The sequence below is a fragment of the Fluviirhizobium alvei genome (genome assembly GCF_030551875.1).
Taxonomy (GTDB): domain Bacteria; phylum Pseudomonadota; class Alphaproteobacteria; order Rhizobiales; family Rhizobiaceae; genus Rhizobium_E; species Rhizobium_E alvei.
Map to the genome: position 1 here is coordinate 235,873 of NZ_JAUOZU010000007.1, position 19,858 is coordinate 255,730.

General features: G+C 59.4%; 14 protein-coding genes and 2 tRNA genes. 3 read left to right on the plus strand and 13 right to left on the minus strand.

What is annotated here, in order from left to right; genetic code table 11:
- Positions 1-98: 98 nt before the first annotated feature.
- From glf to Q4481_RS10405, 3 genes are all read right to left on the minus strand, one after another.
- A complete protein-coding gene (gene glf / locus Q4481_RS10395; RefSeq protein ID WP_304376287.1) occupies positions 99-1,256 on the minus strand; it encodes a UDP-galactopyranose mutase in 1,158 nt (385 codons plus the stop codon).
- Positions 1,257-1,317: 61 nt separating this feature from the next.
- A complete protein-coding gene (locus Q4481_RS10400) occupies positions 1,318-2,571 on the minus strand; it encodes a DUF6250 domain-containing protein (protein WP_304376288.1) in 1,254 nt (417 codons plus the stop codon).
- 29 nt (positions 2,572-2,600) lie between these two features.
- Positions 2,601-4,646: an O-linked N-acetylglucosamine transferase, SPINDLY family protein gene (locus Q4481_RS10405; RefSeq protein ID WP_304376289.1), complete on the minus strand. Its 2,046-nt coding sequence runs from the start codon at positions 4,644-4,646 to the stop codon at positions 2,601-2,603.
- Between the two features lie 768 nt (positions 4,647-5,414).
- On the opposite strand from Q4481_RS10405, the gene Q4481_RS10410 reads away from it, so the two are divergent.
- Positions 5,415-11,294 carry a beta strand repeat-containing protein gene (locus tag Q4481_RS10410; RefSeq protein WP_304376290.1) on the plus strand — a complete coding sequence of 1,960 codons (5,880 nt, stop codon included), beginning with the start codon at positions 5,415-5,417 and terminating at the stop codon, positions 11,292-11,294.
- Positions 11,295-11,664: 370 nt separating this feature from the next.
- Positions 11,665-13,464, plus strand: coding sequence for a DUF4365 domain-containing protein (locus Q4481_RS10415; RefSeq protein WP_304376291.1), 1,800 nt, complete (start codon positions 11,665-11,667; stop codon positions 13,462-13,464).
- Between the two features lie 113 nt (positions 13,465-13,577).
- Here Q4481_RS10415 and Q4481_RS10420 read toward each other — a convergent pair.
- From Q4481_RS10420 to Q4481_RS10465, 10 genes are all read right to left on the minus strand, one after another.
- A tRNA-Phe gene (locus tag Q4481_RS10420) sits at positions 13,578-13,653 on the minus strand.
- Between the two features lie 144 nt (positions 13,654-13,797).
- Positions 13,798-14,028: a DNA gyrase inhibitor YacG gene (gene yacG / locus Q4481_RS10425; RefSeq protein WP_304376581.1), complete on the minus strand. Its 231-nt coding sequence runs from the start codon at positions 14,026-14,028 to the stop codon at positions 13,798-13,800.
- Positions 14,004-14,630: a Maf-like protein gene (locus tag Q4481_RS10430; protein WP_304376292.1), complete on the minus strand. Its 627-nt coding sequence runs from the start codon at positions 14,628-14,630 to the stop codon at positions 14,004-14,006. Before Q4481_RS10430 ends, yacG begins: the two co-directional genes overlap by 25 nt.
- Positions 14,631-14,654: 24 nt before the next feature.
- On the minus strand, positions 14,655-14,873 hold the full coding sequence (infA, locus tag Q4481_RS10435; protein WP_004117876.1) for a translation initiation factor IF-1: 219 nt from the start codon (positions 14,871-14,873) through the stop codon (positions 14,655-14,657).
- 171 nt (positions 14,874-15,044) lie between these two features.
- Positions 15,045-15,512 (minus strand): arsenate-mycothiol transferase ArsC, encoded by a 468-nt coding sequence (locus Q4481_RS10440; protein ID WP_304376293.1) that lies wholly within the window; start codon positions 15,510-15,512, stop codon positions 15,045-15,047.
- A gap of 5 nt (positions 15,513-15,517) precedes the next feature.
- Positions 15,518-15,994 carry a UPF0262 family protein gene (locus Q4481_RS10445; RefSeq protein ID WP_304376294.1) on the minus strand — a complete coding sequence of 159 codons (477 nt, stop codon included), beginning with the start codon at positions 15,992-15,994 and terminating at the stop codon, positions 15,518-15,520.
- A gap of 2 nt (positions 15,995-15,996) precedes the next feature.
- Positions 15,997-17,295 carry a histidinol dehydrogenase gene (gene hisD, locus Q4481_RS10450; RefSeq protein WP_304376295.1) on the minus strand — a complete coding sequence of 433 codons (1,299 nt, stop codon included), beginning with the start codon at positions 17,293-17,295 and terminating at the stop codon, positions 15,997-15,999.
- A 28-nt stretch (positions 17,296-17,323) separates the two neighbouring features.
- Positions 17,324-17,761: a DUF2948 family protein gene (locus Q4481_RS10455; RefSeq protein WP_304376296.1), complete on the minus strand. Its 438-nt coding sequence runs from the start codon at positions 17,759-17,761 to the stop codon at positions 17,324-17,326.
- Positions 17,762-17,847: 86 nt separating this feature from the next.
- Positions 17,848-19,140 carry a UDP-N-acetylglucosamine 1-carboxyvinyltransferase gene (murA, locus tag Q4481_RS10460; protein ID WP_304376297.1) on the minus strand — a complete coding sequence of 431 codons (1,293 nt, stop codon included), beginning with the start codon at positions 19,138-19,140 and terminating at the stop codon, positions 17,848-17,850.
- A 153-nt stretch (positions 19,141-19,293) separates the two neighbouring features.
- Complete coding sequence (locus Q4481_RS10465; RefSeq protein ID WP_304376603.1) at positions 19,294-19,518, minus strand: hypothetical protein; 225 nt, start codon at positions 19,516-19,518, stop codon at positions 19,294-19,296.
- 202 nt (positions 19,519-19,720) lie between these two features.
- On the opposite strand from Q4481_RS10465, the gene Q4481_RS10470 reads away from it, so the two are divergent.
- Positions 19,721-19,795, plus strand: a tRNA-Thr gene (locus Q4481_RS10470).
- Positions 19,796-19,858: the final 63 nt, after the last annotated feature.

The window sequence follows — 19,858 nt, forward strand, 5'->3', positions numbered from 1 at the left end:
GAAGGAAAAACAGAATTCAATCAAGCTAATAAATTACACCTGCATTTGCAGGTTTGCGATCGCCCGGAAAACGGAAGATCAACGCCGCGAGGCGAAACCTAGAGCGGCGAGCGCAGGAAGGCCGGCATGGCCTGGCCGCTGGCATTTGCCGTGAGGTAGAGCCTTGCGGTATCAAGCGCCTCGCGGATCGTCACATCCATGTCGAGATAGCGATAGGTCCCCAGACGACCGACAAAGGTGATCCCCTTTTCCTGCTCGGCCGATGCGACATAGGTCGCCAGCTGTTCCTTCTCTTCGACGAGCCGGATCGGATAGTAGGGAATATCGTCACGCTCGCAGGCCCGCGAGAACTCGCGGTAGCAAACGGAGCCCTGATGCTCCTCCCAGGGCGAGAAATGCTTGTGCTCGGTGATGCGGGTATAGGGAACCTCGACATCGCCATAGTTCATCACGGCACAGCCCTGATAGTCGCCATCATAGGTGAAACGTTCGAAATCCAGCGTCCGGTAACCCAGCTGACCGGATTGATAATCGAAATATCCGTCGAGTGGCCCCGAATAGAAAACATGATCGAAATCGGCCACCTCGGCGCGGGAAAAATTCTGGCCGAGTCGAACGGAAATGGCCGGATGATCGAGAATGCCTGCCACCATTTCCGTGTAGCCATGCTCAGGCATGCCTTGGAACTTGTGGAAGAAATAGTTGTCCTCATAGTTGAAGCGTACCGGCAATCGTTTCAGGATCGAAGCCGGCAGTTCGGTGGGAGAGCAGCCCCATTGCTTCTGGGTGTAGCCCTTGAAGAACGCCTCGTAGAGATCCTTGCCGACGAACCGCAGCGCCTGCTCCTCGAAGGTTTGCGGGTTTTCAATCGAGCGGTCGGCCAGGCTTTCGAGAAACGCACGCGCCTCATCAGGCCTGAAGGTCTTGCCGAAATACTGGTTGATCGTGTGCAGATTGACCGGAAGCGAGAAGACCTGCCCCTGGCTGGTGGTCTTCACCCGGTTCTTGTAGGGCATGAAGCGCATGAAGCGGTTGACATAGTCCCACACTTCCTGATCGTCGGTATGGAAGATATGCGGTCCATAGACATGCACCATCACCCCGGTATCGGCATCGCGCTCGGTATGGCAGTTGCCCGCAATATGATCGCGGCTGTCGAAGGCTGTCACCTGATAACCGGCTTCCGCCAGCTCGCGGCCAATGACGGCGCCCGAGAGCCCTGCCCCAACGACGGCGATGTTTCCCTTATGGACCATGGCGGATCTTTCCTCCCGACGGATATGGTTCACCCGGAAACCTGCGTTCCGGTTCCTGCCCTCACGAGGCGAGCTTGAGGTTCATCAGTTCTTCATAGCGATCGATCAGGCGATCCGGATCGAGCCCGGCCTCCTGCGGGCCGAAGCTGAGATGGCTGACGGTGAAATCGGAAAAAATCGCCGTCGGCCGGCCCAGCATGGTCGGCAGTTCGACCGTCAGCATATGTTCGTCGTCGCCTTTCGGCAGCGCCATATGGACAAGGTCGCGACCGAGCCAGGAGATGAAATTGATCGATTGCCGCTCGGTCCATTCGATGACCGGGTTCGGCAGCGGCAGCTGTTTTTCCGGCGTGGTCAGGAAGAAATCGTGCAGATCGGTCGCCTTGCCGGCGCTTTGCCAGAGGGTGCCGCCAAAGCCGCCCGGCGGATATTCGAACTGGCCGATATGGGAGGGAAGCGATCCCGCCACCTGTTGCCAGTAGGCGCAGACGCCATTGTTGACCACATTGGCCGAGACGACGAAATATTTCGGGTTGGCGCGGCGGAACTCGATGAAGGCATCGAGCTTGTCGTTGTCCATATAGACGATGTCGTCGTCACATTTGAGGAACAGCGCATCCTTGAACATGTCGAGCCGGCGGGCATAATAATCATAGGCCTGCCAGTATGGCATCTTCTCATAGGGGTTGCCGATGTAACGCATGATCCGTTCGCGAACATCGCAAAGCTCGAGATTGGCGCCCCAGCCACCACGGATCATCACTTCTGCGCCGGCGGACAGATCGATCTCCGGCCAGCTGCCGATCGCCACATCGTTGACATTGAGCGTCAGAACGCCTTTCGCATCGATGCCGAGGACGATTTCGTTGGCCTTGCCGGGAGAAAGAACTCCGGGTGTCGATCGCGCCCAGTTGTGCTGCACATTGTTGCGATCGAAAGTCTGCAGTTCGCTCCGCGGCAGGCGCCGCATGACCGAATGCTGGTTGGCCCAACCACCGACGACCAGCTCGAGATAGTGGTCGGGATCGGTCTTGGGCAGCACAGCGACATGGAGATCGTTGGCAATGAGTGCGCTGGCGCGGAAAGAGGCGCGCGGCGAAACGCTGCCCTTGGCTTCATAGGGGGCCGTCGAGCCCATGAAACGCACCGGGCCGAATTCACGCGTCACCCATTCGTGATCTTCCGGCGAACGGGTGAAATCCCAGATATGCCATTCATCGATGATGCCGGCATTCATGGCTTCACGCACATAGCGCGTCAGAAGTTCCATGCGTCGCTGGCGGCCGGCAAAAGTAACAAGAATGACGGGAGCCATTCACCCCTCCTAGAATAGTTAACTTTAGGTCAGCCGGTCGGGCCGGACCAGAGACGCCTGTCGGCAGCGATGGGCGAATGCGCGTCCCATTCCGCAAGCCGGCTTCTGTAGATCGCGTGATACTCGTCGCGGTTCCAGAACTCGGTGCGATCCTTGATGATTTCCGCCCCGATCTCGTAATAGATGTCGAGATTGGAAAGATCCGGAACGGGCGTCTCGCCGCGTTCGGCCTCGCCCTGCATCTGCCAGTAGATTTCCTCCAGACGACGCGCCAGACCCGGAATGTCGCGGAGAACGCTGGTCTCGCGTTTGTCCGCCAGGCTCTGCCGGATCCGGGCAAGACTGTCGCGATCACGCGCAAAACCGATTGCCTTGCGGACGAAATCCTCCGGGCCAGTGCAGATCAGTTCCGGCACGCCGGCGGCCAGCACGATGCTGCTGCAGAAGCGCGAAGCGAAACTGTTGCCGGGCACCGTCAGCACCGGAAGACCCATCGTCAGCGCGTCGCCTGCAGTCGAATGCGCACCATAGGGGAACGTGTCGAGGAACAGGTCGGCAAGCGCGATGCGGGCCAGATGGTGCGGATTTGGCGCCTTGGGGGCAAAAATCAGCCGCTCGGGAGCGACACCCAGCGCAGCAGCCGACTGACGCAGGCGCTGTTCGACATCGGCACCGCCCGCAAGCAGCCAGAGAACGCTTTGCGGCGTCGCTGCAAGAATGGCCATCCAGCGCGCAAAGCAGCTGGCATTGATCTTCTGCATGCCGTTGAAGCAGGCATAGACGAACACATTGTCCGGCAGGCCGGCTTCCGCGCGCGTCGGCTTCTGCGCAATCACCCTCTTGCGGTCAACCGGCTGGTTGCAGGCAATCCGGTAGAGCTTTTCCGAATAGTAGATCTCGTTTTCCGGCGGCACGATCTGGCCGTCGGCAATCATGTACTGATGGTGCGGGCTGCCCATAGACCCCGGATAGCCACAGAAGTTCACGATGACCGGAGCCGGTCGGTAGGCGAAAATCTTCGTACGGGCATGCTTTGTATAGCCGTTGACGTCGATCAGAATGTCGACTGCATCGCCAGCGATCGTGAGAGCGGCAGCCGCATCGTCGAGATTGCTGATATCCCGCCAGCAATCGACGGCGGCACGGATACGGTCCTGCGTCGCATCATTGACGCGCGGTTCGCCGCAGTAATAGGCATAGATCTCGACCTTGGCCTTGTCATGCAGTTCGAAGACTTCGCTCAGGGCAAAACCGACGGCATGATCGCGCAGATCCGAGGACACATAGCCGACCCGCAACCGCTGTCCGGTTCCCGTCTTGAGCTTCGCAGCCGGTCGGGGATGGGCCGAAAGGTCCGGTCGTCCGACGAGCTGGCGGTTATAGCGGTAGGCCTTGGCGAGCTGGAACATCGGATCGTCGGCATAGCAGCCAAGCGTCAGCGGCGACATCGCATCGATCAGCTGGCGGGCGCTGACATGATCTGAAGTCACGAGCGCGGGCCATTTGCACTGGCGCTGACGGATCGAGGTCCAATGCTGGCCGGCTTCCGGCTTGTCCGGCCGCAGTTCGATCGCCTGCCAGAGAATGTTCTCGGCCTCTTCGAGCAGATTGGCATTTTCAAGCACACGCCCCAGATGTTGCAACGTCATCAGACGATGGCTCAACCGGTCCGGGGTGACATCAGCGGTCTGGTCGAGATACACGCGCCAGGCGGAAACGGCCTGATTGATCAGGCTGCAGTCTTCAAGCGCGCGACCGAGATTGATGTGGGCCTGACCGAACTTCGGTTCGGCCCTGAGGCAGGCGCGCAGCGCATGAATGGCGCCGGTCACATCACCAAGCTGCCTGAGGGTTACCGAATAGTTAAAGTAAACGACATGGACGAGCGGATTGGTTTCGTTGAAGGCAATCCAGGCCTTGTAGATTTCCGCGGCCTGCGCCCTGTGCCCGGCCGCGTTCAGGCTCTCGGCGACCTGGAACAATTCTCCCAGCGGTAGCGTCTGGTTGCGGGCGCGATCAATGATTCCGACCAGCGGTGAAACGGTCTCGGCAGCGGATTGGGGTGATGTGGCCATTTATATTCCAGGGTCGAGCGGCGCTTGGCCGGCACTTCGGCAGATTGGGCGATGGCCACATGTAAAGCCGCTAGCTTGCTTTGGGCTTGCCAGAGCAAACAGCACCCGATCGGTGAACAGAACCGGTCGATCGCCGCACAAGTACTCCGGCGCCTATTCAATTACAGGCTCGGACAAGTTCGCGCGCCTATTGCTTTCTTCAATGAAAGCTTTGCGTCATCGCAATTGGAGGAAGGAAACAGTTCCCAAAGACGGTCAGACGTCTGAACCTTGGTGATTAACAATTGTTGCAAAGATCAATCGCCGCAACATTTCGAAAATGCACCGATTGACTGTCCGTGGAGCGATACCAAACAAATCGTGGAAAGCCACTGCAAATCAGGGGTGGTGCTGTTAACTCAATATTAAAACGCACTGCCTAAACATTATGGCGAGATAGCTGTATCTGAAGGCTGCAGATGATTGCGCCTGATACGGTTTGGAATGCAAGGTCTCCCTCGCGAGACATGTTGACATACTGGTGTGGGAAGCAGGGTAACCCTGCATGCATGAGGCCACTCCCGCACCCAGGCTCTCGAGAGCCATGTCCCTCAGAACACTGCCACATCTGAAGACGCGTCCAGCGATAGAGACAGACGGTCTCGGACGGCAGCAAAACCCAAGTCAGTCATGGGCGACGTTTTGTCGTGGCCATGCGGCACCGGGTTATGGCTCCGGCAGTGCGAGAGGAAAGGCGATAGTAACCCGTTAACATCAAAGGCCGTGTCAATGACTTCGATCGTTTCCTCTCTGTCTGTGACGCAGATCAGATCACTCTCCACCACAATGATCGCCAACTTGACCACGGAAGATGTAGCGGCGCTGTCCACTACTCAGGTCAAGGCCCTGTCGGCGGCCCAGATTGCGGCCATCCAGACAGAAGATTTCGCGGTCATGTCGACCGACCAGATCGGCGCGATCGCATCCACTTCGATTTCCGGCTTGAGCCTCGATCAGCTCGCCGTTCTCGAAACCGCAAAGATGAGCAGCCTGGGCACCACCCAGATTGCGGCCATGTCCGCGACCCAGATCGGCGGACTGAGCACCGACCAGATTGATGTCCTCGACTCCCGCCAGATCAGCGTCCTGAGCTCGGCCCAGCTTGCAGCTCTCGCCAGCGATGATATCGCGACCTTCTCGAACGACGAAATCGCCGCAATCAGCGCCAAGTCGCTCGCCGGCCTCTCGACCGGTTCGATCGCGGGCCTTTCGACGGATCAGGCCACGGCCCTCACCTCCACCCAGGTTGCAGCCCTTCGCGCGGCCCAGGTCGCAGCGCTTTCGACCGACCAGATCAGCGTACTCAGCTCGACCCAGATCGGTGCTCTCACTTCGGCACAGCTGACTGCCATAAGCACCACGAACATTGCTGCCCTTTCGACCGACCAGATCACGTCGCTCAGCTCGAAGGTGATGAGCGCTCTGACGACGGCACAGATCGCTGCTCTTTCCACCGATCAGGTTGCAGTCCTGAATTCCACCCAGATCGCAGCCCTGAGCGCCACTCAGATCGGCGCGCTTGCGACCGAAGATCTCGCCACCTTCAGCAACGATGAAGTGGCCGCCATCAACGTCAAGGCTCTGACGGGTCTCTCGAGCACGGCGCTCGGCGCACTGTCCACCGACCAGACTGCAGCCCTCACCTCGGCACAGATCGTTGCCCTGAAGGCCACGCAGATTGCCGGCCTCTCCACCGATCAGGTCAGCGTGTTGAGCTCGACCCAGCTCGCAGCGCTGTCCTCTTCGCAGCTTGCAGCTTTCAGCACCACCAACATCGCTGCCCTTTCGACCGACCAGATCACATCGCTGAGCTCCAAGGCGATTGTTGCACTGTCTTCGGCCCAGATCAGCGCGCTGTCGACCGATCAGGTCGAAACCCTGTCTTCGACCCAGATCGCCGCCCTCAGCGCAACTCAGATTGCCGCCCTTGCTTCGGAAGATCTCAGCACCTTCTCTGATGCGGAAGTGGCCGCCATCAGCGTCAAGTCGCTCTCCGGCCTTTCGAGCACCACGCTGGCGACCCTCTCCACCAGCCAGACAGCAGCTCTGACCACCGCCCAGATCGCAGCCCTCAAGGCCACGCAGATCGCAGCCCTGTCGACCGACCAGATCGGCGTCCTCGGCTCGACCCAGATCGGCGCACTCTCCTCGACCCAGATTGCGGCTCTCAGCACGGATACGGTCGCCGCCCTTTCGACCTCGCAGATCACCTATCTGAGCTCCAAGGTCATGGCTGGCCTGACAACGGCCCAGATCACGGCGATGAGCACCGACCAGATCGAAATGCTCTCGAGCACCCAGATCGCGGCACTGAGCGCGTCCCAGATCGCGGCCCTTGCCTCTGAAGACATGGCCGCCTTCCTCGATACCGAAATCGCCGCAATCAACGTCAAGGCGCTCTCCAGCCTCTCGACCGACAGCATTGCCGCACTTTCGACCGACCAGACCGCAGCGCTGACCTCGACCCAGTTCGCAGCCCTGCGTGCCGCGCAGATCAATGCACTGTCGACCGACCAGCTCGCAGTCGTCTCCTCGACCCAGATCGGCGCCTTGACCTCCGCACAGCTGAGCGCACTCAGCACGACCACCGTCGCTTCGCTGTCGACCGACCAGATCGCCGCCCTCAGCACCAAGGTGCTCGGCGCCCTCTCGAGCGCCCAGATCAACGCCCTGTCGACCGACCAGGCCGCGGCCCTGAGCTCGACGCAGGTCGCTGCACTCAGCGCAACCCAGATCGCAGCGCTGGCTACGGAGGATTTCGCCACCTTCTCGACTGAGGATGTCGCTGCCATCAGCGCCAAGTCGATCGCTTCGCTCTCGTCGGCCAACATTGCCGTCCTGTCGACCGATCAGGCTGCCGCACTGTCCAGCACCCAGATCGCTGCCATGAAGGCCACGCAGCTCGCGGCCCTCGGCACTGACCAGGTTGCAGTCCTGAGCTCGACCCAGATCGGCGCTCTCACCTCCGCGCAGATCGCGGCTCTCAGCACAGATGCGATTGCCGCCCTGTCGACGGATCAGGTCACGGCTCTGAGCACCAAGGTGCTCGGCGCGCTGACGACCGCCCAGGTTGGCGCTCTCTCCACCGACCAAGTCGATGTTCTGAATTCGTCGCAGATCGCAGCTCTCGGCGCCACCCAGATCGGTGCGCTTCAGACCGAAGATATCGCGACCTTCTCGAACAGCGAAATTGCTGCAATCAGCATCAAGACGCTCACGAGCCTCTCGACGGCCAACATCGCAGCCCTTTCGACCGATCAGGCCGCATCGCTGACGACGGCACAGGTCGCAGCGCTGAAGTCGACGCAGATTGCGGCCATGACCTCCGATCAGCTCGTGGTTCTGAACTCGACCCAGGTCGGCGCCCTGTCCTCCAGCCAGCTGGCAGCACTTTCGACGGACAACATCTCCAAGCTCACGACCGAGCAGGTCATGAACCTGAGCACCAAGGCGGTGGTCGCCCTGTCGACGGCGCAGATCAGCGCTATGACCACCGACCAGATCGACTCGCTTGGCTCGCTCCACATCGCAGCCCTGGGTGCGACCCAGATCGGCGCGCTGCAGACCGAAGATCTCGTCGGCCTCCAGTCCTCCGATATCACCGCGATCAGCACCAAGGCGATCAGCGGCATGAGCACCGCAGCTGTCGCGGCCCTGTCGACCGACCAGGCGTCCGTCCTGACGACCGCTCAGCTGGTCGCCCTGAAGGCAACGCAGGTTGCAGCCCTCACCTCCGACCAGATCGGCGTTCTGAGCTCCACCCAGGTGGGCGCTCTGACATCGTCGCAGCTGGCAGCCCTATCGACCTCGAGCATCGCAGCGCTCTCGACAGACCAGATCGCATCGCTCGGAACCAAGGCCCTCGCCGGCCTGACATCCGCCCAGATCGATGCCCTGTCCTCTGATCAGGCACAGGCCCTGAGCGCAACCCAGGTTGCCGCCCTCAGCGCCACCCAGATCGCAGCCCTGTCGACCGAAGACATTGCAACCTTCTCGACCACCGAGATTGCTGCGATCAACGTCAAGGTCGTCGGCTCGCTGTCGACCTCAAGCATCGCCGCTCTCTCGACCGATCAGGCTGCAGCCCTCTCCAGCACCCAGATCGCGGCGCTGAAGGGTACGCAGGTTGCGGCACTGACCACCGATCAGATCGGTGTGCTGACCTCCACGCAGATTGGCGCCCTCTCTTCGAGCCAGTTCGCTTCGCTCTCCACCGACAGCATGGCGGCCCTCTCGACCGACCAGATCACGTCGCTCAGCACCAAAGTGATGGGCGCCCTGACATCTGGCCAGATCGCAGCCCTGAGCACGGCCCAGGCCGGCGCCCTGAGCTCCGCCCAGGTTGGCGCGATGACCGCCACCCAGATCGCGGCACTTGCCACCGATGACATTGCGACCTTCTCCACCGATGATGTCGCTGCCATCAACGTCAAGGCACTTGGCTCGCTCTCGACGGATGTGATTGCCGCACTCTCCACCGATCAGGCAGTCGCCCTCTCGACCACCCAGGTCGCAGCCTTGAAGTCGACCCAGATCGGCGCAATGTCGACGGACCAGATCGCGGTTCTGAGCTCGACCCAGGTCGCGGTTCTCAGCTCCTCGCAGCTCTCGGCCCTTTCGACCGGCAGCATCGCGGCTCTGTCGACCGACCAGGTCTCGGTGCTGAACTCGAAGTCTCTGGCAGCCCTGACGACCGCCCAGATCGGCGCTCTGTCCACCGATCAGGTTGACGTCCTGTCCACCGCCCAGATCGGCGCCCTCAGCGCGACCCAGCTCGCAGCCCTGGCGACCGAGGATATGGCCGGCTTTGACGCCACCGACATCGCGGCGATCAACGATAAGGCTCTTGCCGGTCTTGCGACCGACAATATCGCAGTGCTCTCGACCACACAGGCCGCCGCACTGACGACCAGCCAGGTCGCCTCGCTCCGCGCTGCCCAGGTTGCTGCTCTCTCGACCGATCAGATCAGCGTCCTCAGCACCGGCCAGATCGCGGCCCTGAGCTCGGCACAGTTGTCTTCGATGAGCACGGATGGGATCTCTGCCCTGTCCAGCGATCAGGTCACGGCGCTTAGCTCCAAGGCTGTGGTGGCCCTGAGCTCCGCCCAGATCGCGGCCCTCAGCACCACACAGGCCGCGGCCCTGAGCACGACGCAGGTCAATGCCCTGAGTTCGACGCAGCTGGCAGCCTTCGCGACCGAAGACATCGCCACCTTCTCGACCGACGACATTGCAGCCCTGAACGTGAAGGCCCTGCCGGGACTGTCCACCGACAGCCTCGCAGCCCTCTCGACCGACCAGGTGGTGGCGCTCTCCTCCACCCAGATCGCGACGCTCAAGGCAACCCAGATCGCGGCTCTGTCCACCGATCAGGTCGCTGTCCTCAGCAGCACCCAGCTTGGCGCCCTCAGCTCCACGCAGCTTGCATCGCTGTCGACCGCCAATATCGCGGCTCTGTCCACCGATCAGGTCTCGGCGCTCAGCACCAAGATCCTCGGCGGCCTGTCCACGGCTCAGATCGATGCCATGGGTTCTGATCTCATCGCGGCCCTCAGCTCCAGTCAGGTTGGCGCTCTGACCGCAACGCAGCTCGGCGCCCTTCAGACCGATGACATCGCCCTCTTCGCCAACGAAGATGTCGCAGCCATCAGCATCACGGCGCTTTCGGGCCTGTCGACCAACAACATCGCAGCCCTGTCGACGGCACAGGCAGCGGCCCTGACCACGACACAGGTCGCGGCTCTGAAGTTCGCCCAGATCGGCGCCATGTCCTCCGATCAGGTCAGCGTTCTGAGCACCGATCAGGTCAAGGCGATCACCTCGACCCAGATCTGGGCCCTGTCGACCGACAGTGTCGCGGCAATGTCGACCGACCAGGTGGGTGCTCTCACCTCCAAGGCCGTGTCGATGCTGACGACAGCCCAGATCACCGCGATGAGCTCGACGCAACTCGAGGCCCTGAGCTCCACCCAGGTGGCCGCTCTGACCTCCAGCCAGCTCGGCGCGCTCAGCACGGAAGACATCGCAGCCTTCGCTGACGAGGATATCGCAGCGATCAGCCTGACGGCGCTCGGCGGTCTCTCCACCGATAGTGTCGCAGTCCTGTCGACCTCGCAGACTGCAGCACTCTCGACCGGCCAGATCGTCGGCCTGAAGACCACCCAGATCGCGGCCCTGACCACCGATCAGGTCGGCATTCTGGCCTCGACGCAGATCGCAGCGCTGACCTCCTCGCAGATCGCAGCGCTGACGACCGAAAGCATCGCGGCCCTGACGACCGACCAGATCACCTCGTTGAGCTCGAAGTCGCTCTCGGCCATGACAACGGCCCAGATCGAAGCAATGAGTTCGACACAGATCGAGGCCCTGTCTTCGACGCAGGTTGGTGGACTGAGCTCCGCAGCGATCGCAGCACTGGCATCGGAAGATCTCGCGACCTTCTCGACCGACGACATCGCAGCCATCAGCACCAGCGCTGTGGCGGGTCTGTCGACCGACGATATCGCAGGCCTCTCGAGCACCCAGCTGCAGGCGATCACCGCAGAGCAGATCCAGGCCATGGATAGCGACCAGGTCAACGCCGTCATCACCGCCTACCAGGCAATCTAAGATCGAAAGGGCCGCTCCGGCGGCCCCTCACCTTAAGAAGACCGAAAGGCCCGGAGCGAAAACTCCGGGCCTTTTGCTTTTGGACATGATGAGGTTGAGTGCCTATCAGGTTGAGGGAAAGTGTGAGGACTGCGCTATGCAGCCGGCGATCCGAAGAAGTGCCCGGAGCTGGCGAAGTCGCACCAACCTCGCGCATCGTGGCGGTGGATGAAGGGATCAGCGGGCGAGAAAGAGGTAAGAAGGCTGTTTGCCGCGAGGTGCTGGAGTTCTGTAAACCTAAAGAAGTGGAAAAAGAATGTCTGCGATGGGACGCAATTTGAAGTCGATGTATCAATGAAGGTCCTATGTTTAGCCTCTATTGGAATCCAAGTTGCCCAAACGCTCCAGAACACATCAGCTCGAAGATAAATCGATCAATGAGTTTAAGAGGCTCCTTCCAGAACAGTGGGTATGCAGGGAAAAAGGTCGCGACTACGGTGTCGACTTAGAGGTTGAGATTTTTGGGGATGACGGTCAAGCAACCGGGTATTTCTTCAATGTTCAACTAAAGGCAACAGATGACGCAGGCAGATCCGACAAAGTTTCTATCAAAACAGATAGATTACACTATTTAGCGTCGCTGAACGTTCCTGCATTAATCGCCAGATATTGCGATCCAATCGGTGCTTGGAAATGGATTTGGAACCAAGAGGCGCTGGCCCAGGTGATGCGGCCTGATACCCAAACCGTTACCCTCGCGTTATCAAACGATTGGACGCAAGAGACTCCTTCTAGAATTGAAAATCACCTCATTGCTATTAGAAGACTGCAATCTGCAAGACAAAATGAAGACATATTTATAGAGCTTCAAAATCACACGGGAAAGTTCAAGTACTATTCTGACAGCGAGAAGATACTTCGCAGAGTCTCATACGCACTCCCCTTCATCAATCTCAACAAACCAGGCCTAAACGACATCAAGTTAAGCATTCAGCTCTGGGATAAATTCATTCGAATCGAGTTGGCCGACGTAGGAAATCTGGATATCGGCATTAATAATTATAGCCATGAAGAAATATCAGCCACAATTCTGTATGGGCTTCCTGCCGTTCTGCTTAGAATAAATCTTCATTCACACGCCAAGTCCGCTGCGATTTTTTGCCTCAGAGAATATCTAACTTCCCCACAGAAAGAGTTAGCAACAGAAGCCTGCCGCGCGCTCGCGAGCGATCCCCTTGAGGCCACAAACCTAGCAATCTTGAACAATATTCATCTAGAACAAGACTATAATTACAGCAACTTTGTGATCTCACTGCTGAATAACGGGAGGAATGACAAACGCTATTCACGAGCCCTAGAAAAGCTAAATCGGGAGGCCGCTAAAGCTGCAACGAGTCAGGGCCGAAATCCATCGGCCATATTTTATTCTCTAGGAAATAGTCAGGCATCTCTCGGATTGTACGGTAAGGCAGTTCGCTCATTTAACCGCGCTCGTAAATTGGAGCCGAGTTACCTATCCAGATCTTATTTTTTGAGTGAGCTTGGAGGATCGTTGTTTTTCTCTAGAAAATATAGATGCTCCGTTACCGCATACCGAGCCGCATTGTCGCTAGAACAAACGGAAAAACTTCAGTTTTGCTTAGCAGATGCCCAACTTTACGCGGGATCGTTTGAGGAGGCCGCTACTGCATTTGAGGACCTTGAAAAGGTTGTAGATGAAAATCTTGCCGCAGAAGTCAGATTAAAGGCTCAACTTTCAAAGTGGTTTCTCCACAATAGCATCCAAGCAAAGCCACATCAGGCTGAAAAACTCCATCACATAATGGTCCAAGCAATTGAGCGAGGAGCATTGATTGACGCCCATTTTGCGCTTCTAGCTCTTGCTCTTTTGACACCACAAAACCCCAAGCCTTGGGCAGCATTTCTCCAAATTTGCTTCCTTCTGTCAGACCGCAAGACGATGTTTGATGCCATGGTAACAGCACACGCGGAATGTGGGGCAGATGCCTACTCAATTTGCCGACAAAACCTTTTGGAAATGGGCGAACTCGCTGAAGCTACTCCCGAGATAGATGAAATTGACAGTCTATTCGCAGAGGCACGTAGAATTGATCAATCACAAGCACCCATACCTATCACATTTCGATTAATAGGCGAGAATGGGCCTGAAGTCGAATTTACGAAGAAATAAGCCCCAGGCACTCGAAGCGCGTGCGCCTAACATCCCCAATAGCACACAAACCTTTCTATTCTCGGATAGAAAGCGCGCAAATCTCTGTAAAGCTTCTATACACAGGAAATGAATGGTGCCCAGGGGCGGAATCGAACCACCGACACGCGGATTTTCAATCCGCTGCTCTACCAACTGAGCTACCTGGGCATCCTGTTGCTCGGGGCTTTCACCCTCACCGGAACCTTGGTTCGCCCCGGAAGCGAGCGGGGTTATAACATCTTCGGAGAGACGTGCAACCCCCTTGGTCGCTTTTTTTATTCTTTTTCCAACTCTCTGAAAATAAAGGGAGTTTTAATCATCCCCACGCTCAGGACGCACCGATTCAGACTCAGCCAGCGCTTCGTCGTCAGCCACGGGAATCGCGTATGATCCCTTCAGCCAGCGCGACAGGTCGAGATTGCGGCAACGCTCCGAACAGAAGGGATAGGACTCACGGGTCGATGGCCGCCCGCATTCCGGACAAGGCCTTGCCTTGCGCAACGGTTCGACAGTTGCGGTCACGACGCACCGCCCTCTTTCCAGCTGTCATGGAAGCGGAAGCCTTCGCCAACGAGAAGCTGGATGCTTTCGTAGAGCGGCAGCCCGACTACGGCTGTGTAGGAGCCGACCAGTTTCTGAACGAATGTTCCGCCGAAGCCCTGGATGGCATAGCCACCCGCTTTGCCGCGCCATTCGCCCGATTCGAGATAGGCGGCGATTTCGACATTGGTCAGCCGCTTGAAGCGAACCTTGGTCTCCACCACCTTCTGGCGCACGGTGCCCAGCGGGGTAACGATTGCAATGCCGGTATAGACCCAGTGGCTGCGACCCGACAGAAGATGCAACGACGATGAGGCTTCTTCGAGATATTCCGGCTTTCCGAGAATGCGCCGCCCCACGGCGACTACGGTATCGGCAGCGAGAATATAGCTGCCGGCCCATTGCGGATCGCCCTTGAGCGCCTGGAAGGCCGCTTCGGCCTTTTCGCCGGACAGCCGCCGCGCCAGCGAGCGCGGATGCTCCGCGCGTTTCGGCGTCTCGTCGAGATCCATCGGCATCAACCGGTCCGGCCGCATCCCGGCCTGAACCAGAAGATCCAGACGGCGCGGAGAGCCCGATGCCAGTATCAGCCTTTGCTTGAGCATTCCGGTCGCCGCTCCAGGCCAGGTTTACTTGAAGCGGTAGGTGATGCGGCCTTTGGTCAGGTCATAGGGGGTCATTTCCACCAGAACCTTGTCGCCGGCCAGAACGCGGATGCGGTTCTTGCGCATGCGGCCCGCCGTGTGCGCGATGATCTCATGCTCGTTCTCGAGCTTGACGCGGAACGTGGCGTTGGGCAGCAATTCGGTCACGACGCCCGGAAATTCCAGTACTTCTTCTTTCGGCATATTCGGATGATCTTCCTAGATAGAGCGGCGGCGGATGGTCCCTGCCCCGCGATTGGCGCGGAACCTACACAAAACGTTGCTGTTTGTGAACAGGGCAGGAACGGTTTTTTGAAGCCGCAAACCGTTGATTGCAGCATTCCAGGCGCTTTTCTGCGCAAAAGGCCGGATCGATCACGAACCGGTGGCCGGCACTGTGGTCGCAAGCCGCTGCCGGATCAGCCGCGCAAGATGATCGCGGACCTCGCGATAGGCCGAAAGAATCTGTTCGCGCGTCCCGGTGGCTGCGGTCGGATCCGGCGTCGGCCAGTAAACGACGTCGACCGCCCAGGTGCGGGTGAGATCGAGCGCTGCATGGTGCGCTTCGGGCGCCAGCGTGACGATGAGATCAAAATAGTCGTCCTCGAGATCTTCCAGCACATGCGGCTGGTGGCGCCCGAGGCTCAGCCCGACTTCATCCAGCACCGCATCGACAAACGGATCGCGCTCGCCCCGCCGCACCCCTGCAGAGGCAATATAGACGCTGTTGGGCAGCATCTGGCGCGCCAGCGCCTCGGCCATCGGCGAACGGATGGAGTTCATGCCGCACATGAACAGGATGGCGCCGGGTTGCTTGCCGGACGAGGCCCCCGGTTGTTCCATCGGGCTCAGCCCCGCCAGTAGAGAACACAGACCAGCGTGAACAGCCGCCGGGCCGTATCCATGTCGAGTGTGATCTTGCCCTTGAGGCGCTCCTGCAGCGTCTGCGACCCCTCATTATGGATACCGCGACGGCCCATGTCGATCGCTTCGATCTGGCTCGGAGTCGAGGACCGGATCGCCTGATAATAACTCTCGCAGATCATGAAATAGTCCTTGATGATCCGGCGAAAGGGGGTGAGCGACAGGATATGCGTGGCGACCGGCTCCTTGGCCTCGGTCATGATCGTCAGGACGAGCTTCTGGTCGACGAGGGAGAGCCTGAGATGATAGGGACCGCCGGCATGGCCTTCGGGCGTAAAGGAGTTTTCCTCCAGCAGGTCGAAAATCGCGACTGCCCGCTCATGCTCGACATCGGGCGTCGAGCGGCCGATCGATTCATCGAGGGTCACGTCTGTCAGGCGGAAGGCGCTCTTTGCGTTCATCCTTACGCCTCCGGATTGAGCCGGATCGCGACAGACCTTGCATGGGCATCGAGCCCTTCGCAATTGGCGAGCGTGATCGCCGGCGGCGCCAGTTGCCGCAGCTGTTCGGCACCCAGCCGCAGGATCGACGAGCGCTTCATGTAATCGAGCACCGAAAGACCCGACGAGAACCGCGCCGAACGCGCTGTCGGCAGCACATGGTTGGAACCGCCGACATAGTCCCCGATCACTTCCGGCGTATGGCGTCCGAGGAAAAAGGCGCCGGCATTGCGGATCTTTGCCATCAGCGCTTCCGGATTGTCGGTGGCGATTTCCAGATGTTCGGCAGCGATCCGGTCCGCAAGCGGCACCGAAGCCTCAAGATCGGGCACGAGAATGATGGCACCGAAATCACGCCAGGAGGCCGATGCGGTTTCGTTGCGCGACAGGCGCTTCAGCTGTCGCTCGACCGCCTGTTCCACCGAACGGCCAAACGTCTCGTCATTGGTGATCAGGATCGATTGCGCGCCGGTATCATGTTCGGCCTGGGCCAGAAGATCCGCCGCCAGCCAGTCCGGATCATTGTCGCGATCGGCAATCACCAGCACCTCGGAAGGACCGGCAATCATGTCGATGCCGACGGTGCCGAACACCTGGCGCTTGGCGGCTGCCACGAAGGCATTGCCCGGTCCGGTAATCTTGGCGACCGGCGCGATCGTTTCGGTTCCATAGGCTAGAGCCGCCACGGCCTGGGCGCCACCGACCCGGTAGATCTCGTCAATGCCGGCAATCTTGGCAGCTGCAAGCACGGCCGGGTTGATCGCGCCTTCGCGTGCCGGAACCACCATGACGATGCGCGGCACGCCGGCAACACGGGCGGGAATGGCATTCATCAGCACCGAACTGGGATAGGAGGCCATGCCGCCCGGCACATAGAGACCGACGGCTTCGATCGCCGTCCAGCGCGAGCCGAGCGTCACACCGATGGCATCTTCGTAGATATCGTCCTTCGGCAATTGCCGGCGGTGATGTTTCTCGATCCGCTCGGCGGCGAGATGAAGGGCATCGCGAATGGCCGGATCGAGATCGCGATAGGCCTCGTCGAGTTCGGTTGCCGTCACCCGCATCGAGATGCGATTGAAATCGAGACCGTCGAATTTCAGCGAATAATCGGCAAGAGCGACATCGCCACGGGCAATCACATCGGAAATGATGGACTTGACGGCGGCATTGACGTCTTCGGAGACTTCACGCTTGGTCGTCAGGAATGCCTTGAAACGGGCCTCGAAATCCGCTGCCTGCTGATTGAGCCAGATTGCCAAGAATGCCCCCTTGCCTGCTTGCTATCCTTCAGCCGACGCCGGGATGCCGCGGCCTGCGACCCGTTTCCCATGCAATCTCGGTATCTGCAAGCTGAACTTCGATACAGTCCACATTTAGCAGGATCGAAGCGTCGCCGGAAAGCAACAGTTCGATCGATCCTTCCGGTCCGTCGCCATCCTTTTCGTAGACGACGGCAAGAAGCGAATGCACCTTGTCGCCGGCGCGGCGGTCTATGCCGATCGACCGGACCGACTTGACCTGCTTGAAAGCAATAACCGTGCGGTGCCGTTCGAAATTCTGCTCCGACCGGCTTGTCTCTTCCCAGGCAAAACGGTTGGCGGCAATCGTCAGCTGCTTCTGTTTCTGAAGGTAGCTGACATCGGCGGTCTTGAAGACGGCATCCTGCATATGCGCCGAAACGACGCTGAGATCTTCTTCATCGAGGGCAAGCAATTTCAAGGTCATGGTCGCATCCAGACATGGAAGGGCGCCCACCGGGGCGCCGCACTGTTTCTGTCCTTCAGATAAGAAGTGCCAGCCTCCGGCGCAACCTATTCGCTGACACGTTCGACAATGGCGCCGCAGCGGGTGAGTTTTTCTTCCAGCCGTTCGAAGCCGCGATCGAGGTGATAGACACGGCTGACCGTGGTTTCGCCCTCAGCGGCAAGACCGGCGATGACCAGCGACACCGACGCGCGCAGATCCGTCGCCATCACCGGCGCGCCCTTGAGCTTCTCCACCCCTTCGATGCGGGCGGTCTGGCCCGAGAGCGAAATCTTGGCGCCGAGTCGGGCCAGTTCCTGCACATGCATGAAGCGGTTTTCGAAAATCGTCTCGGTAATGTGCGAAATGCCGTTGGAGCGCGTCATCAAACCCATGAACTGCGCCTGCAGGTCGGTCGGAAAACCCGGATAGGGATCAGTGACGACATCGACCGGCTTGATCGGGCCGCCATTGCGACGCACGCGGATGCCGCGATCGGTGACTGTGATCTCGGCACCGGCGCGGCGGATCGCCTCGATGGCGGTCTCGAGATAATCGACGCTGGTATCGATGATTTCCACATCGCCGCCAGCCATGGCAACGGCCATGGCATAGGTGCCGGTCTCGATCCGGTCCGGCATCACGCGATGGCGCGCGCCTGACAGAAGCGAAACACCTTCGATGGTGATCGTCGAGGTGCCGGCACCGGAAATGTGCGCACCCATGGCATTGAGGCAATTGGCGAGATCGACCACTTCCGGCTCGCGCGCCGCATTGCCGATTACAGTCGTGCCGCGAGCCAGACAGGCAGCCATCATCATCACATGGGTGGCGCCGACCGAAACTTTCGGGAAGGTGTAGCGGGCGCCGATCAGGCCGCCCTTCGGCGCGGTGGCATTGACATAGCCGCCATCGATTTCCATTTCGGCGCCGAGAGCCTTGAGGCTTTCTAGGAAGAGATCCACCGGACGCGTGCCGATGGCGCAACCGCCCGGAAGCGATACCCGTGCCTTGCCTTCACGCGCCAGCAAGGGCCCGATGACCCAGAAGCTCGCGCGCATCTTGGAAACGAGCTCGTAAGGCGCGGTCACATCGGCCACCGTGCGGCAGGTGAAGTGCACCGTGCGCGCGTAGGAACCATCCTGATGCTCGCGGCGACCATTGACGGAAATATCGACGCCATGGTTGCCGAGAATGCGAATGAGCTGCTCGACATCGGCGAGATGCGGAACATTCTCGAGCGTCAGCGTGTCACTGGTCATCAGCGAGGCGATCATCAGCGGCAGGGCCGCATTCTTCGCGCCGGAAATGGGAATGATGCCTTCGAGCGGGCGTCCGCCCACAATCCTGATTCGATCCATATGTCCTGTTATCCCGTCCCGTATGCGCCCAAGGGGGCGCCGCCCGCGTCCATCCGGCCCCTTTAGACGATTGGAGATCGACATTCAAGAAAAGCCGCAAAACGCGGTAAATCCGGTAAATGGGGGGAAATTGCGGCGCTCGAAACGCAAGCCCTATTCCGGGTCCCGGCTGGTGTCGCCAATCGCGAGATCGCCCGGCCTGTCATCCTCGCGGCCTTCGCGCCGGGCCCGCGCCTGCTGCTTGCGCCGCTGCAGATTGGCGCGCAACTGCGATTTTAACCGTTCATCACGCGATTCTTTGGCCTTCGCCGCAGCATTTGGCTTCCTTTCGCCGGAAACCGGCGTCGCTGCTCCCGTCGGATCTGCTTCTTTTTCCAAAATCACCCTCCGGCCTCTCCAAAAAAATCAACACCCGGTCTTTGGCTCCAGATACTGCAAATCCCGCAAACCGGCAAAGGCCACTTTGAAAAAGCATGGCAATTCTCACAAAAGAGACGAATTGGCGCTTGCGCTTCGGTTTTAGCTGTGGCAATAGCCAGCCCGCTCACCGGGTTACGGGCTTTGCCCCGCCGGTCACGATGCTGCTATAGCTCAGGGGTAGAGCACTCCCTTGGTAAGGGAGAGGCCGAGAGTTCAAATCTCTCTAGCAGCACCATTTTTTCCTTTGGATATTGTTGTGAATTGCTTTGAAGCGGTGCTTCAGGCGAAACCGGTTAGC